This is a genomic window from Glutamicibacter sp. NPDC055354 (assembly GCF_053644955.1).
The window spans coordinates 225431-249064 of sequence record NZ_JBSHMB010000001.1 but is presented as its reverse complement, the minus strand read 5'-3'; the positions used below and the strand labels follow the sequence as shown (position 1 = coordinate 249064).

25 protein-coding genes and 4 tRNA genes are annotated in these 23634 nt (G+C 62.7%); 15 read left to right on the top strand and 14 right to left on the bottom strand.

What is annotated here, in order from left to right; all coding sequences use genetic code 11:
• Window positions 1-5 precede the first annotated feature (5 nt).
• The 6 genes from ACWICV_RS01180 to ACWICV_RS01155 all read right to left on the bottom strand — a co-directional run bounded on the left by ACWICV_RS01180 (window position 6) and on the right by ACWICV_RS01155 (window position 2202).
• Window positions 6-566: a MarR family winged helix-turn-helix transcriptional regulator gene (locus ACWICV_RS01180; RefSeq protein ID WP_332727839.1), complete on the bottom strand. Its 561-nt coding sequence runs from the start codon at window positions 564-566 to the stop codon at window positions 6-8.
• A 117-nt stretch (window positions 567-683) separates the two neighbouring features.
• A tRNA-Leu gene (locus ACWICV_RS01175) sits at window positions 684-768 on the bottom strand.
• Window positions 769-860: 92 nt separating this feature from the next.
• Window positions 861-1352, bottom strand: coding sequence for a thioredoxin-dependent thiol peroxidase (gene bcp, locus ACWICV_RS01170; protein WP_332595358.1), 492 nt, complete (start codon window positions 1350-1352; stop codon window positions 861-863).
• Window positions 1353-1418: 66 nt separating this feature from the next.
• Window positions 1419-1491 (bottom strand) — tRNA-Lys (locus tag ACWICV_RS01165).
• Between the two features lie 516 nt (window positions 1492-2007).
• A tRNA-Lys gene (locus ACWICV_RS01160) sits at window positions 2008-2080 on the bottom strand.
• 49 nt (window positions 2081-2129) lie between these two features.
• A tRNA-Lys gene (locus ACWICV_RS01155) sits at window positions 2130-2202 on the bottom strand.
• A 173-nt stretch (window positions 2203-2375) separates the two neighbouring features.
• On the opposite strand from ACWICV_RS01155, the gene ACWICV_RS01150 reads away from it, so the two are divergent.
• From ACWICV_RS01150 to ACWICV_RS01130, 5 genes are all read left to right on the top strand, one after another.
• Window positions 2376-3308: a 2-hydroxyacid dehydrogenase gene (locus ACWICV_RS01150; RefSeq protein ID WP_332503923.1), complete on the top strand. Its 933-nt coding sequence runs from the start codon at window positions 2376-2378 to the stop codon at window positions 3306-3308.
• Window positions 3309-3458: 150 nt separating this feature from the next.
• Window positions 3459-5303 (top strand): ABC transporter substrate-binding protein, encoded by a 1845-nt coding sequence (locus tag ACWICV_RS01145; RefSeq protein ID WP_454090892.1) that lies wholly within the window; start codon window positions 3459-3461, stop codon window positions 5301-5303.
• A 72-nt stretch (window positions 5304-5375) separates the two neighbouring features.
• Window positions 5376-6869 (top strand): malate:quinone oxidoreductase, encoded by a 1494-nt coding sequence (locus ACWICV_RS01140; RefSeq protein WP_400290994.1) that lies wholly within the window; start codon window positions 5376-5378, stop codon window positions 6867-6869.
• A 136-nt stretch (window positions 6870-7005) separates the two neighbouring features.
• Complete coding sequence (locus ACWICV_RS01135; protein ID WP_454090893.1) at window positions 7006-7161, top strand: hypothetical protein; 156 nt, start codon at window positions 7006-7008, stop codon at window positions 7159-7161.
• A 308-nt stretch (window positions 7162-7469) separates the two neighbouring features.
• The gene (locus ACWICV_RS01130) at window positions 7470-10817 is read left to right on the top strand and encodes an efflux RND transporter permease subunit (protein ID WP_454090894.1); all 3348 of its coding nucleotides are present in this window, start codon (window positions 7470-7472) and stop codon (window positions 10815-10817) included.
• Window positions 10818-10904: 87 nt separating this feature from the next.
• Here the strand turns inward: ACWICV_RS01130 and ACWICV_RS01125 are convergent, their stop codons facing one another.
• From ACWICV_RS01125 to ACWICV_RS01115, 3 genes are all read right to left on the bottom strand, one after another.
• The gene (locus ACWICV_RS01125; protein ID WP_454090895.1) at window positions 10905-11543 is read right to left on the bottom strand and encodes a CueP family metal-binding protein; all 639 of its coding nucleotides are present in this window, start codon (window positions 11541-11543) and stop codon (window positions 10905-10907) included.
• Between the two features lie 34 nt (window positions 11544-11577).
• Window positions 11578-12183 (bottom strand): DUF305 domain-containing protein, encoded by a 606-nt coding sequence (locus tag ACWICV_RS01120; protein WP_332595250.1) that lies wholly within the window; start codon window positions 12181-12183, stop codon window positions 11578-11580.
• Between the two features lie 93 nt (window positions 12184-12276).
• Window positions 12277-12717, bottom strand: coding sequence for a DUF6153 family protein (locus ACWICV_RS01115; RefSeq protein WP_454090896.1), 441 nt, complete (start codon window positions 12715-12717; stop codon window positions 12277-12279).
• 231 nt (window positions 12718-12948) lie between these two features.
• Here ACWICV_RS01115 and ACWICV_RS01110 point away from each other — a divergent pair, with 231 nt between their 5' ends.
• Genes ACWICV_RS01110 through ACWICV_RS01100 form a run of 3 tightly spaced genes read left to right on the top strand, consistent with a single transcriptional unit; the run spans window position 12949 to window position 14288 of the window.
• Window positions 12949-13401 (top strand): MarR family winged helix-turn-helix transcriptional regulator, encoded by a 453-nt coding sequence (locus ACWICV_RS01110; RefSeq protein ID WP_181148888.1) that lies wholly within the window; start codon window positions 12949-12951, stop codon window positions 13399-13401.
• Window positions 13402-13435: 34 nt separating this feature from the next.
• Window positions 13436-13858 (top strand): organic hydroperoxide resistance protein, encoded by a 423-nt coding sequence (locus ACWICV_RS01105; RefSeq protein WP_105658061.1) that lies wholly within the window; start codon window positions 13436-13438, stop codon window positions 13856-13858.
• Entirely contained in the window at window positions 13851-14288 is a 438-nt protein-coding gene (locus tag ACWICV_RS01100; RefSeq protein ID WP_454090897.1) for a DoxX family protein, read from the top strand. Before ACWICV_RS01105 ends, ACWICV_RS01100 begins: the two co-directional genes overlap by 8 nt.
• Before the next feature lie 71 nt (window positions 14289-14359).
• Here ACWICV_RS01100 and ACWICV_RS01095 read toward each other — a convergent pair whose 3' ends face one another.
• Together ACWICV_RS01095 and ACWICV_RS01090 are read right to left on the bottom strand one after the other, a co-directional pair.
• Window positions 14360-15154: a hypothetical protein gene (locus ACWICV_RS01095; RefSeq protein ID WP_454090898.1), complete on the bottom strand. Its 795-nt coding sequence runs from the start codon at window positions 15152-15154 to the stop codon at window positions 14360-14362.
• Window positions 15151-16074, bottom strand: coding sequence for an ATP-binding cassette domain-containing protein (locus ACWICV_RS01090; protein WP_402473849.1), 924 nt, complete (start codon window positions 16072-16074; stop codon window positions 15151-15153). The genes ACWICV_RS01095 and ACWICV_RS01090 overlap by 4 nt, the downstream gene beginning before the upstream one ends.
• A 140-nt stretch (window positions 16075-16214) precedes the next feature.
• On the opposite strand from ACWICV_RS01090, the gene ACWICV_RS01085 reads away from it, so the two are divergent.
• Together ACWICV_RS01085 and ACWICV_RS01080 are read left to right on the top strand one after the other, a co-directional pair.
• Window positions 16215-17564, top strand: a complete 1350-nt coding sequence (locus ACWICV_RS01085) for a sensor histidine kinase (protein ID WP_454090899.1) — start codon at window positions 16215-16217, stop codon at window positions 17562-17564.
• Between the two features lie 15 nt (window positions 17565-17579).
• Complete coding sequence (locus tag ACWICV_RS01080) at window positions 17580-18257, top strand: response regulator (RefSeq protein WP_454090900.1); 678 nt, start codon at window positions 17580-17582, stop codon at window positions 18255-18257.
• On the opposite strand, the gene soxR is transcribed toward ACWICV_RS01080, so the two are convergent.
• Window positions 18238-18747: a redox-sensitive transcriptional activator SoxR gene (gene soxR, locus ACWICV_RS01075; RefSeq protein ID WP_400290900.1), complete on the bottom strand. Its 510-nt coding sequence runs from the start codon at window positions 18745-18747 to the stop codon at window positions 18238-18240. The two genes, ACWICV_RS01080 and soxR, sit on opposite strands and share 20 nt — an antisense overlap.
• Before the next feature lie 87 nt (window positions 18748-18834).
• Between soxR and ACWICV_RS01070 the strand changes: the two genes are divergently transcribed.
• From ACWICV_RS01070 to ACWICV_RS01050, 5 genes are all read left to right on the top strand, one after another.
• A complete protein-coding gene (locus ACWICV_RS01070; RefSeq protein WP_105661091.1) occupies window positions 18835-19068 on the top strand; it encodes a hypothetical protein in 234 nt (77 codons plus the stop codon).
• 185 nt (window positions 19069-19253) lie between these two features.
• Window positions 19254-20387, top strand: coding sequence for an LLM class flavin-dependent oxidoreductase (locus tag ACWICV_RS01065; protein WP_105661548.1), 1134 nt, complete (start codon window positions 19254-19256; stop codon window positions 20385-20387).
• Window positions 20371-20829, top strand: a complete 459-nt coding sequence (locus tag ACWICV_RS01060; protein WP_105658053.1) for a MarR family winged helix-turn-helix transcriptional regulator — start codon at window positions 20371-20373, stop codon at window positions 20827-20829. Before ACWICV_RS01065 ends, ACWICV_RS01060 begins: the two co-directional genes overlap by 17 nt.
• 122 nt (window positions 20830-20951) lie before the next feature.
• Window positions 20952-21635: a GIY-YIG nuclease family protein gene (locus tag ACWICV_RS01055; RefSeq protein WP_105661090.1), complete on the top strand. Its 684-nt coding sequence runs from the start codon at window positions 20952-20954 to the stop codon at window positions 21633-21635.
• Window positions 21636-21744: 109 nt separating this feature from the next.
• Window positions 21745-22338, top strand: a complete 594-nt coding sequence (locus ACWICV_RS01050) for a dihydrofolate reductase family protein (protein WP_454090901.1) — start codon at window positions 21745-21747, stop codon at window positions 22336-22338.
• Between the two features lie 13 nt (window positions 22339-22351).
• Here the strand turns inward: ACWICV_RS01050 and ACWICV_RS01045 are convergent, their stop codons facing one another.
• On the bottom strand, window positions 22352-22828 hold the full coding sequence (locus ACWICV_RS01045; RefSeq protein WP_332499038.1) for an SRPBCC family protein: 477 nt from the start codon (window positions 22826-22828) through the stop codon (window positions 22352-22354).
• Window positions 22829-22897: 69 nt separating this feature from the next.
• Window positions 22898-23407, bottom strand: a complete 510-nt coding sequence (locus tag ACWICV_RS01040; protein ID WP_400290887.1) for a GNAT family N-acetyltransferase — start codon at window positions 23405-23407, stop codon at window positions 22898-22900.
• Window positions 23408-23634: the final 227 nt, after the last annotated feature.

Genomic DNA, 23634 nt, shown 5'->3' with positions numbered 1-23634 from the left:
CGGGACTACTCCGCTTCGCAGGCAGCCGTTGAATCGAGGCTGCTTTCCAAGGCATCGGAGGTCCCGGCAAGGAACCGGATCACTACGTCCCGTTCCTCGGGGCTCATCGCGTTGGCCACTTCGAATCTCTTGGCATGGTGCCGCCCCACTTGCTCGCGTGCTGCCAGATGGGTTTCTTCGATAACCTCGACGCATTGCGAACGCCGGTCGGTTGGATGCCTGGTGCGTCGCACATGGCCGTGGGCTTCCAAGCGGTCAATCATCTTGGTGACCGACGCGCTGGAAATTCCCAGATACTGGCTCAGCGCACCCGGGGTGACGGATTGGCCCGCATGCTTGGCAGAGATCATCTTGCGGATCGCCCGCATATCGGTTTCGTTCAGCTTCATGAACTGCTGGGAGCTGCGCATGATGCGGCGTTCGATCTGGCGCATCCGGCCCATTTCAGCCATAATGCGGTCGATTTGCTCCAGATTGGCAGGAGCGATGCCTGCCCTCTTGATCAGGTCCTGGCCAGGATCGGATTCAGAAAGTCCATACATGGTGGGCAGTTCCTTGGCTGCCATGGTGCCCCTCCTCCTCGGATCGCGGCCGCTTGCCTTGTTTGGATCATACGCTTGGTCAACCGCTGCGGATGCATGCAAAAACCCTGCGGTCGATGGAATCAGACCGCAGGGTTCAGTTGGTGCGAGTAGAGAGACTTGAACTCTCACGTCCGAAGACACTGGAACCTAAATCCAGCGCGTCTACCAATTCCGCCATACTCGCTAGCGCTACACCGGAAACACTGTTTCCTCGAAGGCGACCTCATTTAGTGTAGCGGAAGTTCTGCCTGATATGAAATCAGCCAAACAAGGGGTCTACTTGGGATCAATGCCCAAGTCACGGCGCAGCTTGGCTACATGGCCGGTGGCGCGAACGTTGTACTGCGCCAGCGCGATTTTGCCCTCTTCATCGAGCACGATAGTGGAGCGGATCAGCCCCTCGTAGACCTTGCCGTAGTTCTTCTTTTCTCCCCAGGCGCCGTAGGCTTCAGCTACCGCGTGGTCCTCGTCGGAGAGCAGCGGGAAGTTCAGTTCTTCCTTGGCGACAAACTTTTCCAGCTTGGCGGTCTTGTCCGGGGAAATGCCCAGAACTGCGTAACCCAGGGAGTGCAAGGATTCGAGTGAATCGCGGAAATCGCAGGCCTGCTTCGTGCAGCCCGGGGTGGATGCGGCTGGGTAGAAGTACACGATGGTCTTCTTGCCGCGGTAATCAGCCAAGGCAACAGACTTGCCAGCAGCGTCCTGCAAGGTGAAATCAGGGGCCTGGTCACCGATGGACAGACGGTTAGTCTTTTCGGAAGTACTCATGAGCTGATCCTCTTTTCTTTGCCGTATACAAAAAATCCGACCTGACGAATCAGATCGGATCTACTGTGCGCCCTCCGGGACTCGAACCCGGAACCTAATGATTAAGAGTCATTTGCTCTACCAATTGAGCTAAAAGCGCTTCCTCGCTCTGACTAGTTCTTTTTCAGAACTCGTCTTTGCGACGTAGACAATCATAGGCAGAAATGGTGCAAAAGCAAAAATCGGCCAGTACCCGACCTGAGAACATAAATGTCCAAGTCAGATTCATAATATCACTATTTGCCCGGCTTGAAAGTAATCTAAAACACACATAGTTTTCCGGTCCGGACCTCGCTATCCACCCTGGCACGGCGGGGGCAACTCCAGGATTTGCCACTCGCGGCCAGCACTCGCCCTCGGTTCCGGTCCGCACAGCACCCCGGGCGCACCTTCAGCAATGATTTCCAGGAAGCCGCAGCGTGGCGTCGCCCGAAGGTTCAGCCGCAGCTAGCCACTTTCCTGCCAGTGGCCTGGGACCCCCTTTCCCCAATCCCCTCCCGGCTCCGGCGCGGGCCAGCCTACTGGGGGCCACAGGCCAAAGTACTCCCGCGTCAAGCGCTGGCTGGTCCACCGGGACAAACAAAAAAGGCCAGACCGGAGCCTGACCTTTGTTTTGTGCGCCCTCCGGGACTCGAACCCGGAACCTAATGATTAAGAGTCATTTGCTCTACCAATTGAGCTAAAAGCGCGTATTTATTTATGAAAACAAGTTGTCTGGTGAACCGAACAAATTGTTCGTGCGCCCCCCGGGACTTGAACCCGGAACCTAATGATTAAGAGTCATTTGCTCTGCCAATTGAGCTAGAGGCGCCCGCTGCGATGTTCTAGAAGCTTTTCGGGCTTCGCGCTTTCGCAACGAGATAAAACTTTACCAGCAATTTCCCTCAGCGCAAATTCGGGGGCCAGTATTCTGCGGTGACCTTCATTACAGGACATGACTAGGGGTTACTACCAAAGCGCGGATGGGGTTTGTACAGTGTTTCCATGAGCACCCAACGAACGATTTCATTCCCGACACAAGATCTGATTGATGCGGTCGGTCCGATCCCGGAAAACCTCAAAGCTGTGCTCTGGGACCTGGAGAGCACCCCCGGAACTGCGCTGGAAGAAATCGACATTGCCATCCTTCCCTATATGTCGAATCCCCAGACGCTGAAGAACATCCGCAAGGCACCGAACGTCAAGATCGTCCAGACCCAGACCACCGGCTTCGACGGAATGGTTGACCTGATTGGCGATCGCGCAAATATCAATACCGCGGCCGGCGTCCACGCGGCGGCTACCGCCGAGATGGCCATCGGCCTGGCCATCGCATCCCTGCGCGGCTACCCGCACGCGGTCCGAGACCAGCAACAAGGCCGATGGAATCCCCAGCAGTGGCCCGGCTTGGCTGATCGGACGGTGGCATTGGTTGGCGTGGGCGGCATCGGCGAAGAGATCCGCAAGCGCCTGGAGCCCTTCGAGGTCAATCTCCTGCGCTTCGGCTCCACGGCCCGCACCGATGAGCATGGCGAGGTCTTCGCAACTTCGGATCTCGCAGCGCGCGCGGCGGAGATCGAAGTGCTGATCCTGATCGTGCCGCTCAACGATTCCACCCATCATCTGGTTGACGCTGATCTGCTGGCTAAGCTTCCCGACGGTGCAACCGTGGTCAACGTCGCGCGCGGCCCGGTGGTGGATACCGAGGCAATCGTGGCAGAAGTCGCTTCGGGCCGCTTGAATATGGCATCGGATGTATTCGATCCAGAACCCCTGCCGGCCGATCACCCATTGTGGCAGCACCCCAATGCCTTGGTCATTCCCCACAACGGCGGCAACACCAAGGCGTTCTTCCCGCGCATGGTGAAGTTGCTCAAGAAGCAGGTGCAGGCCTGGGCCGCTGGCAACGACGGCGAGAACCTCGTGCACCGCAGCTAACAATTTAGCGACAGTTGACGGCTCCGGGAGTTTTGGCTTCCGGAGCCGTGGCCGTGGTGCGCTATCTTTGATAAATACCTTTGCGCACATTTACTTGCTTGTTCCCTGCGCGAAGCAGTACCGCCTGCCATAGGAAGATGAGTCATCCCAGTGCCCGAATTGCCATTGAAACTCGTATCACGACGCGCATTGCTGACCGGTACCTTGGCGACTACCGCACTGGCACTGACCGCCTGCACCGGAAACTCGGGGCCCGCGTCCTCCGCTTCGCCCACAGCCTCGGCCAGCGCACCGCGCATTCCCCGGACCCTGCGCCTGGCAGCAGCCGCTCCCCCGGTCAAGCTCGATCCGGCCATCGTGGCGGATAACGAATCCTTCCGGATCACCCGCCAGGTGTACGAGACGCTGGTCGATATCGATCCCGATACCGGTGGCGCCGTAGCGGGCCTGGCCGAATCCTGGACCGAAAGCCCTGATGGCTTGCGCTACACCTTCACCCTGCGCGAAGGCGTGCTCTTCCACGACGGCACCGAATTGACCGCAGAAGCAGTTGTCGCCAACTTCAACCGCTGGGAAAACTTGTCTCCGCAGCTGCGCGCTTCATCCAGCCAGGGCTTTGCCAATGTTTTCCACTTCGACAGCGACATCCCCAAGCTTCCAACCGCCAAGGAACTCGAAGAAGAGTTCAAGAGCGCTGCCGACGCCAGCGAAGAGGAACTGGCCACCCAGCAGCTGCGCACCAAGCAGCTTGAAGAGCTGACCAAGAAGTTCGACACCAAGCTCTTCGAGGGCAAGTCCGCAGCCGGTTCCGCAAGCTATTTCGAATCCGTCAAGGCAACCGGCAAGTACCTGGTCGCCTTGAACCTGCGCCGCCGGCTGCCAGGGCTGATCGAAGCGCTGACCTTGCCGGGCATGGCCATCGCCGCGCCCAGCGCGTTGACCGGCGGCCCCGGGCAGAACCCGGCCGAGTCGCTCTCCACCCACCCGGTGGGTACCGGGCCATACACTTTCGTTTCCCATGAGAACAATGTGGTGCGCCTGGAGATCTTCAAGGACTATTGGAATCAACCGCGGCTGTCCAATAACACCGCGCATCCCGAGGTTGCGCTGATCTCTGCTGTTCCTTCGCCCTACAATCGCGAAGGCGCACTGCTGGCCGATGAAGTCGACGGCTTCGACATGGTCTCGGTGGACATCATGCGCACGCTGGTGCGCAATGCCAAGGTGGTTGTCCAGCGCGATCCCTTCTCCGTGCTCTACCTCGGCATGAACCAGCGCAATAAGTGGCTGGCCAAGCCGGAATTCCGCATGGCCATTGCGCACGCGGTCAACCGCAGCTCGCTGGCTGAGAAGCTGTTCCTGCAAGGGTCCAAGCACGCTTCGACCCTCTTGCCCTCTGCCTTGAGCATTCCGGCACCGGAAGATACGCCGAACCACGATGCGTCGAAGGCCAAGACCTTGCTGGCCGAGCTGGGTTACAAGGGCGAACAGATCGAGTTCGCCTACCCGCTGCAGGTTTCGCGCAACTACCTGCCGCTGCCTGAACGCACTTTCGCGCAGATCGCCGAGGACCTCGCCGCAGTGGGGATCCGCATCAAGCCGCGCCCGATTGCATGGACCGACGGCTACGTGCAGACCGTGCAGTCCAAGGACTTCGAGGGACTGCACCTGCTGGGCTTCTCCGGCGGCTACCGTTCGGCAGACGACTTCCTTTCCGGCATTTTGGCGGCCAAGGAGAATGAGTTCGGATACACCTCGACGTTACTTGACTCACAGATCATGCTGGCCCGTTCCATCCCTTCCGGGGAGGAACGGACCGCCGCCTATGCCGATATCCTCAAGACCCTGAACGCGGATCTGCCCGCGCTCCCACTGGTCTTTCCGATCTCTGCGCTGGCGTTTAACGGCAACGTCACCTTCTATCCGCCATCGCCGATGCTCAACGAGTGCTACGCGGATGTGCAGATGGCAAACTCGCCGTCTATCTCAAGTTAGTGACCGTTAACCCAGTTAACGATTTCTAACCCCCGGGGATATAGGTCTACTCTGGGAGAGAGCAAAGTATCACTGTCGATGGAGATCCTCGTGCCTTCTGAAACGTCAACCGAATCTTTTGACGTAGTACTAATCGGTGCCGGCATCATGAGTGCCACCCTTGGCACCATGATCAACCAGCTGGAACCAACCTGGTCCATTGGTCTTTTCGAGAACCTGGACAAGGCCGGGCAGGAATCCTCCTCCCCTTGGAACAACGCAGGTACCGGCCACTCGGCACTGTGCGAACTGAACTACACCGCTGCCAAGGCTGACGGATCGGTCGATCCGGCCAAGGCCATTGGCATCAACGAGCAGTTCCAGGTTTCCCGCCAGTTCTACTCGTGGGCCGTCGAGAACAACCGCGTTGCCGACAATAGCTTCATCAACGCCCTGCCGCATATGTCCTTCGTCATCGGCGAGGACCACTCCAAGTACCTGCAGACCCGCTACGAGGCACTGAAGCCCAATGCGTTGTTCGAGGAACTGGAAATCACCAACGACCTGGACACCATCAACCAGTGGACCCCGCTGGTGGCCAAGGGCCGCGATGCCTCGCAGAAGGTTGCCGCATCCCGCGTTGTCTCCGGCACCGATGTCGACTTCGGCCGCCTGACCCGGGACCTGACCGACTCGCTGGGCGCCGCTGGCGCCTCGGTGAACTACGGCCACAAGGTCAAGGGCATCAAGCGTTCGGGCGCCGGCTGGGAACTGAGCGTCAAGGACAACGCTTCGGGCGCAGTCAAGAACGTCAAGGCCAAGTTCGTGTTCGTCGGTGCCGGCGGTGGCGCACTGCCGCTGCTGCAGAAGGCCGGCATCGACGAGATCAAGGGCTTCGGCGGCTTCCCGGTCTCCGGTCAGTTCCTGCGCTGCACCGATGAGACCGTCATCAACCAGCACCACGCCAAGGTCTACGGCCAGGCTTCGGTGGGCGCTCCTCCAATGTCGGTACCGCACCTGGATACCCGCTTTGTCGACGGCAAGCGCTCGCTGATGTTCGGCCCCTACGCCGGCTTCTCGATGAACTTCCTGAAGTCCACCGGCCAGCTGGATCTCCCCTTGTCCCTGCGCCCGCACAACATCATCCCGATGCTGGCAGTCGGCAAGGACAACCTGGATCTGACCACTTACCTGATCAAGGAAGTTCTCAAGTCCCGCTCCAAGAAGGACGAGGCGCTGGCCGAGTACTTCCCGGATGCAGATGGTTCCAAGTGGGAGCTGATCACCGCTGGCCAGCGCGTTCAGGTCATCAAGAAGGATGCCAAGAAGGGCGGCGTGCTGCAGTTCGGCACCGAGGTCATCACCTCCTCGGACGGCTCGATCTCCGGCCTGCTCGGCGCTTCGCCAGGCGCTTCGACCGCTACCCCGATCATGGTCGGGCTGCTTTCGCGCTGCTTCCCCAAGCAGTTCGCAGGCTGGGAGTCGAAGCTCAAGGACATGATTCCTTCCTACGGCCAGAAGCTGAACGAGAACCCAGCACTCTACGCTGAGGTCAAGGCAGCCACCGACAAGTCCCTGGGACTGTAGGCACCAAGCACAACGAGAACCGCCCACCAGCATTGGTGGGCGGTTCTCGCGTATCCGGGCACTGGTCGGGCTATGGCCGGTCCAGCGGCTCGCCGTAGGGGTAGTCCACCCAGGCACCGGCGCCAAGGCCGGGGCAATGGCGTTCGGCGCCGTGGCGCGTGCACGAGGCATCGGCGGGATACCGGTGCCCTTGCAGCAATTTATCGGCCTCGGCCCAGCCCAGGCCGGAGACTTCCCGCCCGTCGGCGTAGCGCAGGGCGTAGCTGAAATAGCGGTACCTGATCCTGATTAGCCGCCGGATCCCTTGCTACGCGGTGGCTTGCACCGCAATCGGCATCTGCAGACTCATGTCCCCAGTACTCCATGCGGCCACCAGCCACCGCCTTCCCTTAGAATCGGGCAGGCGCTCCAGCAGCGCTGCGCGCGCCGCGCCATCGGCAGCATTGGCACGTGCGGGCGGGGCCTGCCCCAGGCAGCTTCGGGGTAATCCATTGGGATGATTTTGCGTGCTTTACATCTCCCGGTGACTGTTGAGCATTGGCAACCAACTAAAGTTGAGATCAGCCCTTCCCACTGCGACACAGCTAGGACCACACCCGCATGCAGCGCTTGGCCATCTTGTCATTGAAAAACCGGGCGCTCATTGCGCTCATCACGGTTTTCGCCGCCGTCTTCGGCGTGATTTCCATGGGATCGCTCAAGCAGGAGCTGATCCCCGCCCTGGAATTCCCCCAGATCTCGGTCATGGCAACCCAAATGGGCTCCAGCCCCGAGGTGATCGACGAGCAGGTGGCCGAACCGCTGGAAACCGCTTTGCAGGCAGTTGAGGGCCTGGAATCCTCCACCGCTACCTCGCAGACCGGCTTCACCCGCATCTCGCTGACCTTCGAATACGGCACGGACATGGACCGTGCCCGGACCCAGGTGGAACGGGCCATTGCCAATTCCAAGGCCCAGCTTCCCGAGGATGTCGAGCCTACCGCCTTCGCCGGCTCCATCGCGGACTTCCCGGTCCTGGCCCTGGCCGTCTCCTCGGACCAGTCCCTGGAAGCGCTCAACGACGACGTGGAGCGCCTGACCCTGCCCAAGCTGCAGAAGATCGAGGGGGTCCGCGAGGCCTCGGTCTCCGGTGGCGCCTCCCAGCACATTGCGGTGATCCCGAAAGACGACCAGATGCGCGATGCCGGCTTGGCCGTCACGGATCTGAAGGACGGCATCGAGAACGCCGGCTCCCCCATGCCCATTGGCAACATGGACGTCGATGGCCTGGAACTGCCGGTCATCGCCGGCTCCACCCCGGACAGTTTGGAGGCCATCAAGGAGATCCCGCTGGTCACCGATGGCGGTCCGGTGCTGCTCAAGGACGTCGCCGAGGTCTCCGTCAAGGCCGATGAGGCCACCAGCATTACCCGCACCAACGGCGAGGAGACCCTGTCCATCCAGGTCACCAAGACTCCCGATGGAGACACGGTAGCCATTTCGCACGCGGTCACCGCAATGCTTGCCGACCTGCAGTCCGAGCTGGGCCACAAGGCCACCTTGACCACGATCTTCGACCAGGCACCCTTCATCGAGGACTCGATCAAGCACCTGGCGCTGGAAGGCGCCCTGGGCCTGGGCTTCGCGGTAATCATCATCTTGGTGTTCCTGTTCTCGGTACGCTCCACCCTGGTCACCGCGATCTCCATCCCGCTGTCCCTGATGGCCACCTTCATCGGGATGAATGCCTTTGGATACACGCTGAACATGCTCACCTTGGGCGCATTGACCATTTCCATTGGCCGCGTGGTGGATGACTCGATTGTGGTGATCGAGAACATCAAGCGCCACCTGTCCCATGGCGAATCCAAGGCTCAGTCGATCCTGCTGGCGGTCAAGGAAGTGGCCGGCGCCATTACCGCGGCGACCCTGACCACCGTGGCGGTCTTCTTGCCGATCGCCCTGGTGGGCGGCATGGCCGGCGAACTGTTCAGCCCGTTCGCGCTGACCATGACCATCGCGCTGCTGGCGTCGCTGCTGGTATCGCTGACCATTGTTCCGGTACTGGCGTACTGGTTCCTGCCGCACCGCCCGGGCAGCGGCGAAACCCATACCGTGCATGTGGCCGAAGACAAGTCGTGGTTGCAGCGTGCCTACATTCCGGTGCTGGAGGGGACCCAGAAGCACCCGGTCATCACCTTGCTGGCATCGGTGCTGGTTCTTGCCGGCACCGTGGCCATGACCCCGCTGCTGAACACCAACCTGCTGGGCTCCACCGGCGAGAACTCCATTTCCATCACCGCCAAGATGCCTTCGGGCACCTCCATGGAAACCACCGAAAAGCAAGCGGCAAAGATCGAGACCGGGCTCGCTGATATCGAGGGAATCGAAGATGTCCAGCTGACCGTGGGCACCGCCAGCGGCATGGCTGCCATGTTCTCCTCCGGCTCGGATACCGCAAGCTTCACCGTGATCACCGATGCCGATGCCGACCAGGAAGCGCTGACGAACACGGTTCGCGAGCAGGTGGAAGGCCTGGACCTGGCCGAGGACCTGGACCTGAGCTTCGGCTCGAACTCCTCGGCCATGATGTCCAGCGATGTCACCATCGAGATCAAGGCCCCGGACGAGGGGATCCTGCGCGAGGCGACCTCCACGATGCGCGAAGCACTGGAAGGTACCGCGAACGTCACCGAAATCTCCGATAACCTCTCTGCCGAACGCGAGCAGGTGTCCATCGATATCGATGCGCAGAAGGCTGCCGAGGCGGGATTGACCGAGACTCAGCTCGCTGGCATGGTCGCTTCGCAGGTCTCCCCTGTTCCGGCAGGCACCTTGCGCCTGGACTACACCGACATGACGGTGCAGATCGGCGAGGGGATGGATCTGGACAGCCTGGCGAAGCTGCGCGAGCTGCAGATCCCTACCGCCACCGGCATCAGGGAACTGCAGGATCTGGCCACCGTTGAGCGTGCCAAGGTGGTCCAGCAGGTCACCACCTCCAACGGCGAGCGTATCGCTACGGTCACCCTGGCTCCGGTGGAGAACATGCTCGGAGAGGTGTCCAAGGACGTCGCCGCGAGCCTGGACTCGGTGCAGCTGCCCGAGGGCGCCACCGCGGAGATCGGCGGCGCGGCAACCGAGCAGGCCGAGTCCTTCAACCAGCTGTACCTGGCGCTGCTGGCGGCCATCGCGATTGTCTACGTGATCATGGTGGCCACCTTCAAGTCGCTGATCCAGCCGCTGATCCTGCTGGTCTCGATTCCCTTCGCGGCGACCGGCGCTATCGGCCTGCTGCTGATCTCGGGGATCCCGCTGGGCTTGCCTTCGCTGATCGGCATGCTGATGCTGGTGGGCATCGTGGTGACCAACGCGATTGTGCTGATCGACCTGATCAACCAGTACCGCCAGGACAGCGCCGAGCGTCCGGCCATGTCCCTGGAGGATGCCATCATGCACGGCGCCCGCCAGCGCCTGCGCCCGATCCTGATGACCGCCCTGGCTACCATCTTCGCGCTGGTGCCGATGGGCCTGGGCCTGACCGGCCAGTCCGGATTCATCTCCCAGCCGCTGGCCGTGGTGGTGATCGGCGGCCTGGTCTCTTCCACCGTGCTCACCCTGATCCTGGTGCCGGTGCTCTACCGCTTGGTCGAGTCCCGCAAGGAGAAGAACGCCAAGGCCCGCGGCGCGCGCAAGCATTCGGCGCAGCAGCATACCGCTACCCAGGTCCTGTCCCGGGCGATGGACAGCGCCAGCGCCAAGATCGTTCCGGGCGCTGCGCCAGAAGCCGCGGCCACGGAGGCCTCGAGGACCGCGGATGCCAGGAAGAGCCCTGCGGCTGCCCCCGCGCCTGCCGAAGCCGCTGGCCAGGTCGTCAACCCGTTGACCGGCCAGATCCCGGTCTCGCGCAAGGAACGCCGGGCATTCGAAGAGCTGATGAAGCAGGCACCGCCAAAGCCCAACGACTAGGCTTTGCCGACGCCAGGACTCGGGCCTGCAACCACCTTCGTGGTTGCAGGCCCGAGTCCGTTTGCGCGCTGTCCGCGGCCGCTGGCCCTAGACCAGCCGCAGCTCCGTCAGGCAGGTTGCGCTGGACTGCCCCGCAGTGGACACCGTGGTCTTGGCGCTCTTCCCCTGGTAGGTGAATTCAAGGTCCACCGTGATTCCCCGCGGAACCCAGAGGCCGATGAATCCGTTGTCGAAGGTTTCCATGCCCTGGTCCACCAGCACCTCGCCGGTCTCGGCGTTCACGGCCTTGACCTCCATCTGCCTGCCTTGCAACTGCCCAAGGCAGGTGGTGAGGCTATGGAAATGGCAGCTGTGCGTCTGGTCCACATAGGGCGCGGCCGAAAGATAGTACTGGCCCTCCGGCAGCGGCAGGTTCGCGGTGCGTCCCGACGCATCGGCCAGCACCAGTTGCGTTGGCTGCACCATGGCGGTGAAGTTCTCCGGCCGCTGCTCCTGCGGCAAGCGATCGAGCCGGTCGATGGCCGCCTTGGCGTCGAGTCCTTCCAGTCCCAGCTCGGCGAGGAACTGACCGGTGTCCTCGGCTGCAACCACCGTTGGCTCGGGCTGCGCGACGGGTGCCGCAGCGGTGCTGCATCCGGCCAGCACGGCCAGCGCGAGCAGCGAACCGGCGCCCCTGGCCGCAATGCGGGCGCGGTAGCTCTTGCCGCCGGCAAATATTCCAGACATGGCCACTCCCAACCTTCCTGTCTCCAATTCCGGGCTACAGCGTCTCAAGCAGCTGCTTCATCTCATTGATTTCCCTGGTCTGGGAATCAACGATCTGCTGGGCCAGGTCGAGGGCCGCCGGGTAGCTTCCCTCGCTGATCTCGGTCTTGGACATCTCCACGGCGCCTTCGTGGTGCATGATCATCTGCTCGAGAAAGAGCCGGGCAGCGTCGGAGCCGGTCGCGTCTTCCAGCGCCTTGATGCCCTCCTCCGGGACCATCCCGTCGCCGTGGTCCATGCTCCCGTGATCCATCCCGCCGGGCATATTCCACTCGGAAAGCCAGCGGTCCATGCGTTCGATCTCCGGGCCTTGCGCAGCCTGGATCCTTTCGGCCAGGGATGCCACCTCGGCGGGAATCCCGGATTTGCCCAGCAGGATGCCGGACATCTCGATCGCCTGTTCGTGGTGCACCTTCATGCCCGCGGCGAAGGCCATATCGGCGTCGTTGGCCGACGCGGACTGGTCCATGGAATGCCCGGAATGCGAACCGGAGGCCGAGGCGCTCGGCGCCTCGGTGCTTGCTGGTTCCCCTGCGCATCCGGCGAGGGCGAGCGTTGCACCCAGTACGAGGGCGCTGGAGATGAGGGTCTGCTTGTTCATGGTGATTCTCCTGGTGGATCTGGAACATGAGCGGCGTCCGCCTGCGGCGGCGCCGGAACTAGCTGGAGGCCAGTGCATCGACCGGCCAAGTTCTCACGTTCGGCAGATCCCCAACGCAACCAGATCAGGTTTATCCGGTGCGATCCCCCGCAGTTCCGCTGCCGCGCAAAGGGTCCGCGGGAACACCGTCCGGAGAACGGCTACGGTCTGCGGCGGCCGCAGGAACAGCAGCATGGCCAGCAGCGCCAAGACGCAACCGGCGGCGGCCATCTCATGGCCCATCGGGCAGTCGGTGCAGCCCTGCTCCCCGCCGCCCGCATCGGCTGGCGGAGCATGGTGCGCGGGCTGGGTGTGAGCCGGATGCGCCTGCGCGACCGCGGCCGGGGCCGGGGATTGCGCCGAGGCTCCATGATGCATCACATGCATCGAGAACAAGCCGAAAAGCACCGCACTGATCAGCAGCAGCGAGCGGACTACCGCCAAGCGGGGGCAGATGCGCCCTCCGGCCTTCGCCAGGTAGTTGCCGATGCTCATGGCTCCCAGCTTAGCGACGCCACCGCAAGGGCGCGAAACATGACCCCATCAGCCGGCGGGACAAGCTCCCTGCCAGTGCTCCGACCCGTCACTGTCCTCCGATTCCAGTGCCGGTCCGGCTCCAATTCCAAATCCGATTCCAAGCCCTCGTTCTGCGGTCCGCGCAACGCCGTGCCTGGCGAATCAATAATTTAAGTTGCGCACAATTGAATTGCGTGCAATCATTATTCCATGGCAATAGTTGACGACATGGTGTGCTTCTCCCTCTACTCGGCCAGCCGGGCCACCACCCGCGCATATACCGAGCTGCTCGCCCCTTGGCAGCTGACTTACACCCAGTACCTGGTGCTCGTTGCACTGTGGTCCGAAGGCGATAAGCCGGTGCGCGAAATCGGCGAGATGCTCCAGCTGGACTCCGGGACCCTGTCCCCGCTGCTGCGCCGGCTGGAACAAAAGGACTTCATCGAACGCCAACGAGATGACCAGGACAGCCGCGTCGTCAACGTCCGCCTGACCCCCGCTGGCGTATCACTGCGCAAGGAACTGGCGCATATCCCGGCGCAGATCGCCTGCGGCACCGGGTTGCCGGATATGGAAAGCGCCAAAGCGCTGCTGGCATCCCTGCACCGCATTACCGCCTCCATGCAGCAAATCCCCGCTCCGGACCAACCCTCCGGAAAATAGCTACCAGATTTCACCCTCATCGAAAGGCAGTTTCATGGAAACCCTGTACACCGCTGAATCCCTGTCCACCGGCCAAGGCCGCGAAGGCCGCGTCCAGACCCCGGACGGCAAGCTCGATCTGGCCCTGGCCTCCCCGGCAGAACTGGGCGGCTCGGGAGCCGGCACCAACCCGGAACAGCTGTTCGCCGCGGGCTACGCCGCCTGCTTCCACTCGGCATTGAATATGGTAGCGCGCGGCCGCAAGGTCAAGATCGAGGACTCCAGCGTCGGCGGCCGAGTCCACCTGAACCGCGACGGCGAGAACGGGTTCAAGCTCTCGGTTGAGCTGGAAGTCATCATTCCCGGCATGGAACCCGCACTGGCCCAGGAACTGGCCGATGCGGCCCACCAGGTCTGCCCCTACTCCAATGCCACCCGCGGCAACATCGATGTCCTGGTCAGCGTCAGCGATGACTAGGTCCCCGGCGGCGAAGCCCCTGGGATTTGCCCGGCACGGCGCACGGATCGCGCTCGGGGCATTCCTGGGCTTCGCCGGGGTCAGCCACCTGACCTTTGCCCGCGAGGAATTCCGCGCCCAGGTCCCGGACTTCGTCCCGCTGGATCCGGACCTGACGGTCATCCTTTCCGGTGTCGCCGAAATCGGCCTGGGACTTTCCCTGCTGGCGCTGCTCAAGAAGCGGGTCGCCGTGGGCTGGATCGCCGCGCTCTTCTTCGTCGCGGTATTCCCCGGCAATCTCGCCCAGTGGCAGGAGGGACGCGACGCGTTCGGCCTGGACACCGACGGGAAACGGCTTGCCCGGCTCTTCTTCCAGCCAGCGCTGGTAGCGCTCGCCCTATGGAGCACCGCCGCATGGCGGGACCGGGCCCAGCTTCGGTCCAAGGCCTAGCAACTTCAGCCACGTGCGCACAGCGGGGTATCGGGCATCATGCCCGATACCCCGCTGTGCGCTGCCTGCGGCTAGGCGTCGCGCCGCTTCAGCGAAACATATCCGGCTCCGAGCAGGGCCACGGCCCAGCCTGCCAGCACCAGCAGCGCCACCGTCGGCCCATAGGGTTCGGTGGCGCCGGTGGCCATGAACGTCGCCGCATTGCTGGGCAGGTAGTCGGCCACCGTCTGCACCCATGAGAAGGGAATCAGCTGCAGGATCTGCGGCAGCCCGGTCACCAGCATGATCGCCGAGACGATCGCCCCGGCCGAGTTCCGGCACAGCAGCCCGAGCCCGAGCACCATCAAGCTCAGCAGCGCCAGGTAGGTTCCGGCGCCCAGGCAAGCCGAAACCAGGTCGGAGAAGGTGAAGGTACCGTACGGCCCCGCGCTGAGCGCTGCCGGGACGGTGCCCACGCCGATTACGGCCACCCCGGCAGCGAAACCGAGCCCGGAGAGAAGCAGCGACTTCGCTGCCAGCAGCAGCCCGCGGCGCGGTACCGCTTGCAAGGAGGTGGTGATGGTGCCGCTGGAGTACTCGCTGGTGATGTGCAGGGCCGCGGCGGCAGCGAAGAACAGCTGGCCGAATTGCAGGGTTGCGAAGACCATCAGCGGGGCGGGCATCGCCGTGTCGAAGCCATTGTCCCCACTGGCTTTCGCGCTGGCACCCAGCAGCCACCCCAAGGCGATGGACAACGCGATTCCCGAGCCATAAAGCCAGAGCAGCGACCGCAGCCCGAAGAATTTAGCGGCCTCGGCGCGCGCCGCCGCCAGCAGCCCTGCGCCCGGGTATCCGGATGCGGACTCTTTGATCTGCAGCGTGCTCATTTGCTTCCCGCTCCCCTAGCTGATTCGGCGGAGTACTCCACCATGCCATGCGTCAATTGGTTGTAGGCGTTTTCCAGCGATCCGTGGGCAACGCTCAGTTCATGCAGCTCGATGCCATGGGCGAAGGCCAGCCCACCGACATTTTCCAGCGGCAGGCCGATGACCTCCAGCCGGTCCTCGCCAGCGTTCAGCTCGATGCCCGGTCGCTGCAGGAGTCCGGCGAGCGCCGCGAGCTGCGGCGAGCGCACCGTAATGACCTGCTGGGTGAATTGCCTGATCAGCTCCCTGGTGGGGGCTTGGGCGATCAGCTCTCCACGGCCTATCAGGATCAGCTGGTCCGCGACCTGCTGCACCTCGCTCATCAGGTGGCTGGAGACGAAGACGGTCCCGCCGCGATCCGCCCGGGCGCGCAGCAGCTGCCTGATCCAGACGATCCCTTCGGCATCCAGCCCGTTCATCGGCTCGTCCAGGACCAGGATCTGCGGATCGCCCAGCAGCGCCGCGGCAATGCCCAGGCGCTGGCGCATGCCCAGCGAGAATCCGCCGATCCGCTGGGTGCCCACGGACTGCAGCCCGACGTCGGCCAGTACCTCATCCACCCGGGTTGCCGGGATCCGGTTGCTTTGCGCCAGGGACGCGAGGAAGGTGCGCGGGGTGTGCCCCGGGTGCCCCGCCGTGCCGCAGATGTGCGCTCCGATAACCTGCAGCGGGTAGCGCAGCTGCGCGTAGGGAACCGAATTGACCAGTGCCCGCCCGCTGCTGGGCGCGTCCAGTCCGAGGATCATCCGCATGGTGGTCGATTTGCCGGCCCCGTTGGGTCCGAGGAATCCGGTCACCTGCCCGGGTTCTATGGTGGCGGTCAGCGCATTGACGGCGCGGGTGGCGCCGAAGTCCTTGCTCAGCGCTTCAAGTGCGATCATGGTGTGCTCCTTTGGTTCTGCGCTCAACCCTAGGATTCGCCCGGGCTGCCGCGCACCGGCTGGAAGTCGGCCATCGCGCGGCCCCGAACCCCTACCTTGGTCGGTGTCTGGCTGCGTCGATTCTGCGTAGCATGTTGATCATGACTACCTCGTGGAAGCAGCCGGTCCTGTTGCTGCTGCTGGCACTGTGCGCCTATCTGGTTCCCATCTCCACGAACGGGCCCTGGGTTGTGCTCGCTCCCCTGGCCGCGGCCTGCAGCTACCTGGCCGGACGGCATGTTTCCGCGCTGGCCCATGGATTGCTGGCCCTCGGGACAGGGACGCTGGCCTCCGGGGTGACGCTGGCATGGTCCTCGCACCTGAGCCTGCTGGCCTTCGCACTGAATATCCTTACGGGCCTGGTGCTTTTCGCGCTGCTGCCCTGGTGGGCGGGCCGGGCGCGGCGCAATGCGGTGTTGTTCCGCAGCCAGGAGCGCCGGCATGTGGTGGTGCAAGCCGAGCTGCGGGAAAGGGCGCGCATTGCCGAAGCCATGCATGACCAGCTGGGCCACGATCTGGCGCTGCTGGCACTGTCCACCGGCGGGCTGCAGGTGTCCTTGGAACAGGGCACGCCGGCCTACGAACAGGCAAAGCGGATCCGCGAGCAGGCCGATGAGTCCATCGAGCATCTGCACCAGATCATCGGGGTGCTGCACGAGGACGGCGAACAAGCGCCGCTGGGCCCGGCAGGTTCATCGCTGGAGCAGCTGGTCGAACAGGCCCGGGCCAAGGGCATGACGATCAATTTCTCCCGGAAGGGCCCCTCGTTCCAGGCCCCCGGATCCATCCGGTGGGCCGCGGTGCTGCGCCAGGTGGCCCAGGAGGCGTTGACCAATGCGGCGAAGTACGCGCCGCATGCCGAGGTGGACCTCGAGCTCGATACGCGCTCGGAGCAGGCGGTGCTGAGCATTTCCAATCCGCTGCATGGCCCCCTGCCTCCCAGCCGGGTTGGGGCCACCGGGATAGCTTCGCTGCGCGGCACCCTCGAAGCTGCCGGAGGCTCGCTGGCGGTGCACCGCACCAAGGAGCGTTTCGAACTGCGCGCTTCCATTGCCCAGGCATCCCCGCACCCGGCGTCTGCCGGGGTGCAGCCGCCGGTGAAGCGCACGAGCACCTCGATGCTGGTGCTGATGCCGGTCCTCGCCGTCACGGTGATTGCCGCGGCCCTGCTGCTGTTGCAGCATGCCACCTACCAGGCCACCGTCCTGCACCCCTCGGACTTCCAGAAGCTTTCGGTGGGCATGGACGCACGGCAGGTTGCTTCGCTGGTCCACGCCCCGGGCCTGGATGAGCCGCTTCCCGTGATCGACGAGCCGGCACCGCCAGGGGATGCGCAGTGCCGCTACTATGCGGCCCGGACCGGGCTGCTGGATCTGGGCAGCGAGATGTTCCGCCTGTGCTTCACCGAAAATGTACTGGTTTCCACCGACCACCTCTACCCCGCCGGCTAGCCAAAGGAACTGCAGATGAGCATGGATACCCCCGTCAGCGTCCTGCTGGTGGATGACGATGCGCTGATCCGCGCCGGACTGCGCGCAATCCTGTCCAGCGACCCGGGCATCCTCATTGCCGGGGAAGCGGAGAACGGGGTGCGCGCCATCGAGCTGGCCGCGCGCCTGGACCCCTCAGTGATCCTGATGGATATCCGCATGCCGCAGCTCGACGGACTGGGAGCCATGGAAGCAATCCTGGGCCAGGCTCCGGAAACCAAGGTGCTGGTCCTGACCACCTTCGGCGAGGAGGAATACATCGACCGGGCCATGTCCGGCGGAGCCTGCGGATTCATGCTCAAGAGCTCGGGACCCGAGGAACTGCTCGGCGCGATCCATGCGGTGGCCGAAGGCGCAGCGGCGCTCTCCCCGCGCATTGCCCGGAGGGTGATCGACAAGGTGCGCGGGATCGACACCGCCGCGCAGTCCCGGGCCCGGTCCCTGGTCCACGGCTTGACCGTGCGCGAACGCGAGGTCTTGGCGCTGGTGGGCCAGAGCCTGTCCAATGCGGAGATTGCCGCCCGGCTGGTGCTCACCGAGGCGACAGTCAAGGGGCATATGACCGCGATCCTGCTCAAGCTCGGTGCCCGCAACCGCGTGGAGGCCGCCCTGATTGCCTATCAGGGCGGAATCGTCACTCCACGGCGCCGGTAACCCCGTGGTTGGAGTTCGCATCGAGTTTGCGGATCCAGCGAGAGCCTTCGCCTTCCGCGGCGGCCTCGTCTCCGGGGTTGACCAGCGAGCAATTCTTGATCGACAGGCATCCGCAGCCGATGCATCCATCCAGCGAATCCCGCAGCGATTCGAGCTGCAGCATGCGGCGATCGATGATCTTCTTCCAATGCGTGCTGAGCTGTTCCCATTCGTTCTGCCGTGGCGCCCGGTCCTCGGGCAGCTCGCCCAACGTGCCGGCGATTTCAGCCAGGGTCAGGCCCACGCGCTGGCCAGCAGCGATAATCGCCAGCCTGCGCAGCGTGTGCTTGGGGAACACGCGCATGTTCCCGTTGGTCCGCGTGGAGAAAATCAGGTTCCGCGACTCGTAGTACCTGATCGCCGCCACTGATACTCCCGCGCGCCGAGCGAGATCCCCGATGCCTAATTGGCTTTTCCTTGTTGGAACTGCGGACTGGCTGGAGGATGTCATATGAGGAATTATTCAGGTCCGGCCGCTTGACCTCAAGTTAGCTGGAGCCTGTTGGCTGTCGTATGAACTTCTACGAAAGGCCAACTCATGACCGCAACCCAGATTCCGCCATGCACCATCCTGCTCGCTCGCATCCAGGAGCAGCAGTCCGGTACGGATACCGGATCCGCGCTGACTGCGCGCCAGCTGCGACGGGCTTTGCGCCAGTTGCGCAAGCACAGGCGCAATTGCCGGTGCGCGCCAGGGCAGCCCTCTTTGGAACCGGCCCACGAGCAAGGCAACTTGTTCTGGGGTGCAGGTTTCATCCCCACCCGCCGTTGACTCATTGCTCATTGGCTCATTGCACGTTGCCGGCAGTGTGGCGGGCACCCGCCGGACGGTGCACCCCAGGAAGAAAGATCTCCGAGGAGCCCGGGAATATTTGACGCATCAACTTGTTATTACATGCATACGCATATAAATTGGTGGCAGGACATAAAGCTTGCACCAGGAAAACAGGAGTGGACATGCAATTCGGAGTATTCTCAGTCAGCGACATCACCCGCGACCCGACTACCGGCCGCATCCCTACCGAAAAAGAGCGCATCGACGCATCGGTGGCGATCGCCAAGAAGGTCGAAGAAATCGGCATGGACGTCTATGCCATCGGCGAGCACCACAACCGCCCGTTCTTCTCCTCCTCCCCTACCACCACGCTGGCCTATATTGCCGCCCAGACCGAGCGCATCATCCTTTCCACCACGACCACGTTGATCACCACCAATGACCCGGTGAAGATCGCCGAGGACTTCGCCATGCTCCAGCACCTGGCAGATGGCCGAGTGGACCTGGTTCTGGGCCGCGGCAACACCGGGCCGGTCTACCCATGGTTCGGCAAGAACATGCAGGACTCGGTCAACCTGACCGTGGAGAACTACCACCTGCTGCGCCGCCTGTGGGATGAGGACGTGGTGAATTGGGAAGGCAAGTTCCGCACCCCACTGCAGAACTTCACCTCGACCCCGCGCCCGCTCGATGACGTGGCACCATTCGTCTGGCACGGATCGATCCGCACCCCGCAGGTAGCAGAAATCGCCGCCTACTACGGTGACGGCTTCTTCGCCAACAACATCTTCTGGCCAAAGGAGCACTACCAGCAGCTGATCAACCTGTACCGCGAGCGCTACGAGCACTATGGGCACGGACGCGCCGACCAGGCCGTGGTTGGCCTGGGCGGCCAGTTCTACATGGCCAAGGATTCCCAGCAGGCAGTCAAGGAATTCCGCCCGTACTTCGATAACGCCCCGGTCTACGGCCATGGCCCGTCGCTGGAAGACTTCACCTCCCAGACCCCGCTGACCGTCGGCTCCCCGCAGCAGGTGCTGGAGAAGACGCTGTCCTTCCAGGAGTACTTCGGCAGCTACCAGCGCCAGCTGTTCCTCATCGACCATGCCGGCCTGCCGCTGAAGACCGTGCTGAACCAGCTGGACCTGTTCGGCGAGTACGTGCTGCCTGAACTGCGCAAGGAAATGGATTCCCGGGCACCGAAGGACCTTACCCCGGCTCCTACCCATGCGGGATTGGTTGCTGCTCGCGACGCTAAACTGGAAGCTGAGCAAGCAAACACCAAGGAGCCTGTAGCAAGTGACCGGGACCAGTAATCCAGCAGCCTCATTGAAGGTCGCCACCGATGCCTGGGAAGCGCTTTTCCGGGCACAGGTGGCGGTCATGCGCCAGATCACCGCAATGCCGGAGTTCGGCAAGCTGTCCATGCGCGAGTACGACGTGCTGTTCAACTTGCGCACCTGCCCCGGCGGCAAAAGCCGGATGGTCGACCTGAACAAGCAGTTGCTGATTTCGCAGCCCAGCCTCAGCCGCATGGTCACCCGATTGGAAGACCAGGGGCTGGTAGTTCGCGAGGCCGACCCGGATGACCACCGTGCCATGCAGCTCTCGCTGACCGAGGCAGGCCGCAAGCTCCAGCAGGAAATCGGAAGGGAGCACGTCAAGCATCTGCACAATTTGCTGGGCACCGCACTGACCGAAGAAGAATTCCATGAGTTGGAACGCTTGAGCACCAAACTGCGTGAAGCGGTGCAGTAGCTTTTGCCCCAGCCCGGAAGGACATGCCATAGGCAGCTCCTTCCGGGCTCCCGGGCATTCCATGGGATTAAATTGATTCAGCATCAACTGTTCAATCACGGCGCACAGAAGGCAGAACACTCTTGAAGGACGAAAAGCTATTCAGCTTGGAAGAAGCTGCCAGCACCCTTGGCGTAGAAACCAAGGAGTTGCGCAGCTATCTGCGCCAGCATCGTCCCAAGGGCGCCATCCAGAAGCCGCCTCAGCCAGGTGGCAATTGGCATGTCTCCGCCGCTTTGCAGACCCAGCTTCAGTTCGCCGGCGCGCCGGGGCTGGAAATTTCCCTCACGCCCATTGACGACCAGGTCATTGAATCCCTGGACTGGTCGCCGTGGGACTCCTTTGAAGCCACCGCCGACTCGGCGCCAGTGGCCCCGGGCGTCTACATGTTCCGCCGCGCGGGCGCCTCGGACCATGAGCCAATCTACGTGGGCCAGGCTGGCGAACGCAGCGGCAAGGGACTTCGCGGAAGACTGAAGATCTATTCCAGCGGCCAGGGCGCGACCTCCGGCATGGGCAAGTACGCTTTTGACGAAGGACTAGCGGATCCCCAGTGGCTGCGGGACCTGGCAATCGAGGCGGACCGCGGTGAATCCCGCTCAATCCAGCAAGTGGCACGCCTGGCCATTGACCGCTTGAATCTTGAAGGCCGGTGGGTCACCTGCATCCACCGCAAGGCGGCCCTGCTCCTGGAAGCAGCGCTGATCCGGAAATACCACTTGTCGCTGTGGAATGTTGCCGGTGCGCCAAAAGACGTGGAGAGCTAGGCGTCTGGGTGCATTGTCCCGAACCTGGGCTTGATTCTGCCTCCGGGCAGGTTCATTGTAGGAGTAGCCACTCTCCCGCCGGCATGTAGGTTGAATCGAGGCATTTGCCATGGGCTCGGTAGTTTGCGATGTCACCGTCTCCCTGGACGGATTCTGCGCTGGACCCCATCAGAGCATGGATAATCCGCTGGGCGAGGGAGCCGAAGCCCTGCACCGCTGGCAGTTTGAGCGCCTCGAAGAGAACCAAGCGGAAATTTCCGCTATTACCGAAGCCTCGGCTTTCATCATGGGGAGCAAGATGTTCGGCCCTCCAACCGGTGAGGAAAACGCCGACTGGATCGGGTGGTGGGGAGAGACCCCTCCGTACCATGCCGCGGTCTTCGTGCTCAGCCACCATCCGAGGCCGATGCTCTGCCTGGAGGGCGGGACAAGCTTCCAATTCGTCCCCGATGGGATCGAGGAAGCCCTCGCCGAAGCCCAGGAAGCGGCGGGAGAGAATCCAGTGGCCATCGCCGGTGGAGCAAACACCATTGTGCAGTTCTTGCGAGCCGGCCTCATTGACGAGCTGCGGCTGCATATCGCGCCCATCCGCCTCGGGCATGGCGAACCGATCAGCCTTGAAGACATAGAAACGCATATGGACCGCGTGTCACGGCGCGAAACGACGCTTGCCACGCACGTCTACTACCAGCGCCGCCGCTAGCTGCCGATCCCGGCTATTTGTAGAACCCCTCGCGGAGGTTGATCCCGTATTCCAGCCACGCCTTCATCGCGGCCAGCATCCCGGTCCAGCCCTCGCAATTCCCAAAGGCGGCCTTGGCTCCTTCGGAGGTCGCCACCCAGCTGGCCTCGCTGATGGTCACCTTGGTTCGGGTGCTGTCTTCCAGAGAAGCGAATTCGAACGTCACGGTATTCATGCCATCGGCAGCGGTGGATTGCTGGCCGCCCCATTGCAGGACAATGCGCTTTGGCTCTTCCACTTCCACGACCTTGACCGGGAACGGGCCGGGGAAATCATGGAAGTCCCAGGTCACGGTGGCACCGTTTTCCATGTGCCCGGATGCTCCGCCGGTAGTGAAGTAATGTGAAAGCTGTTCTGGATCAGCCACAGCTTCGTATACTTGCCTGATCGATTTGGAAATGATTCCCGACACGGTGAAGGACAGTTCGCGAAGCTCTTCATGTGGTTCCATAAGACAGGTTTACGCCCGAAGAGCACTAGTGACAATAGATATGGGAAAATTCCCAGCGAAAATTAGCGCTTAGACGCCAAACGGCTTGGCATAGCGGTAGTTGCCGCGCGGCAGGCGGTTATCGTCGAAGACCCGCACCATGAAGTGCTCGCCCCATGAGGTGCGCGTAGGCAGGATCCCGCGACCTTGCGCCGCTTCGTAGCCGAAGCGGCGGTAGTAGCCAGGGGCGCCCAGCAGAACGATACCGCTGATGCTTTCTTGCTCGGCCTTGTCGTGAATTTCTTGCATCAGGATCGACCCAACACCTCGGTGCTGGTATTCCGGGGCGACAGCTAGCGGGCCAAGTCCCAGCAAGGGTTCCCCGTCCACTTCTCCCCATGTAGCGATGACGTGCCCAATGACCGTTGTGTCATCCAGGGCAACGATTGAGAAACGGTTATCGTACTGGTCGCAGTCGAATAGACGCTGCAGCAGTCCGACTTCCTCAGGCTCAACCATCGGATCGATGCCGGAGAACGCAGCATGGGTTATTGCATACACCGCAGCTCGGTCATCGAAGACTTCTGGACGGATACGCATGCACGCAAACCTACCAAATCTCGCCGAGCTAGAAAAATTGGCCCTTCGTGTTCTTCCACCAACTTGACTCCAGGAACGGGGCATTTTCCTGGCGGCTGGCGTGAGGCTTGCGACTTCTTGCAAGCAATGTTCAGCGAGCATTTTCCCAGGCCGTGCTCCTTGCGGCACGCCTGGCCGACTGGAAAACCCAGTTGCGAAGACCCTGCGGCCACGGCCCATGGAATACT

Excerpts from the sequence above, each read along its gene's own strand:
- ACWICV_RS01045 (WP_332499038.1), bottom strand. The coding sequence starts at position 22,828 with ATGGAACCACATGAAGAGCTTCGCGAACTGTCCTTCACCGTGTCGGGA.
- ACWICV_RS01040 (WP_400290887.1), bottom strand. The coding sequence starts at position 23,407 with ATGCGTATCCGTCCAGAAGTCTTCGATGACCGAGCTGCGGTGTATGCA.
- ACWICV_RS01115 (WP_454090896.1), bottom strand. The coding sequence starts at position 12,717 with ATGAGCATCGGCAACTACCTGGCGAAGGCCGGAGGGCGCATCTGCCCC.
- ACWICV_RS01120 (WP_332595250.1), bottom strand. The coding sequence starts at position 12,183 with ATGAACAAGCAGACCCTCATCTCCAGCGCCCTCGTACTGGGTGCAACG.
- ACWICV_RS01070 (WP_105661091.1), top strand. The coding sequence starts at position 18,835 with ATGACCGCAACCCAGATTCCGCCATGCACCATCCTGCTCGCTCGCATC.
- bcp (WP_332595358.1), bottom strand. The coding sequence starts at position 1,352 with ATGAGTACTTCCGAAAAGACTAACCGTCTGTCCATCGGTGACCAGGCC.
- ACWICV_RS01090 (WP_402473849.1), bottom strand. The coding sequence starts at position 16,074 with ATGATCGCACTTGAAGCGCTGAGCAAGGACTTCGGCGCCACCCGCGCC.
- ACWICV_RS01180 (WP_332727839.1), bottom strand. The coding sequence starts at position 566 with ATGGCAGCCAAGGAACTGCCCACCATGTATGGACTTTCTGAATCCGAT.
- ACWICV_RS01065 (WP_105661548.1), top strand. The coding sequence starts at position 19,254 with ATGCAATTCGGAGTATTCTCAGTCAGCGACATCACCCGCGACCCGACT.
- ACWICV_RS01125 (WP_454090895.1), bottom strand. The coding sequence starts at position 11,543 with ATGTCTGGAATATTTGCCGGCGGCAAGAGCTACCGCGCCCGCATTGCG.
- ACWICV_RS01110 (WP_181148888.1), top strand. The coding sequence starts at position 12,949 with ATGGCAATAGTTGACGACATGGTGTGCTTCTCCCTCTACTCGGCCAGC.
- ACWICV_RS01130 (WP_454090894.1), top strand. The coding sequence starts at position 7,470 with ATGCAGCGCTTGGCCATCTTGTCATTGAAAAACCGGGCGCTCATTGCG.
- ACWICV_RS01085 (WP_454090899.1), top strand. The coding sequence starts at position 16,215 with ATGACTACCTCGTGGAAGCAGCCGGTCCTGTTGCTGCTGCTGGCACTG.
- ACWICV_RS01105 (WP_105658061.1), top strand. The coding sequence starts at position 13,436 with ATGGAAACCCTGTACACCGCTGAATCCCTGTCCACCGGCCAAGGCCGC.
- ACWICV_RS01135 (WP_454090893.1), top strand. The coding sequence starts at position 7,006 with ATGGCGTTCGGCGCCGTGGCGCGTGCACGAGGCATCGGCGGGATACCG.
- ACWICV_RS01150 (WP_332503923.1), top strand. The coding sequence starts at position 2,376 with ATGAGCACCCAACGAACGATTTCATTCCCGACACAAGATCTGATTGAT.
- soxR (WP_400290900.1), bottom strand. The coding sequence starts at position 18,747 with ATGACATCCTCCAGCCAGTCCGCAGTTCCAACAAGGAAAAGCCAATTA.
- ACWICV_RS01050 (WP_454090901.1), top strand. The coding sequence starts at position 21,745 with ATGGGCTCGGTAGTTTGCGATGTCACCGTCTCCCTGGACGGATTCTGC.
- ACWICV_RS01080 (WP_454090900.1), top strand. The coding sequence starts at position 17,580 with ATGAGCATGGATACCCCCGTCAGCGTCCTGCTGGTGGATGACGATGCG.
- ACWICV_RS01095 (WP_454090898.1), bottom strand. The coding sequence starts at position 15,154 with ATGAGCACGCTGCAGATCAAAGAGTCCGCATCCGGATACCCGGGCGCA.
- ACWICV_RS01100 (WP_454090897.1), top strand. The coding sequence starts at position 13,851 with ATGACTAGGTCCCCGGCGGCGAAGCCCCTGGGATTTGCCCGGCACGGC.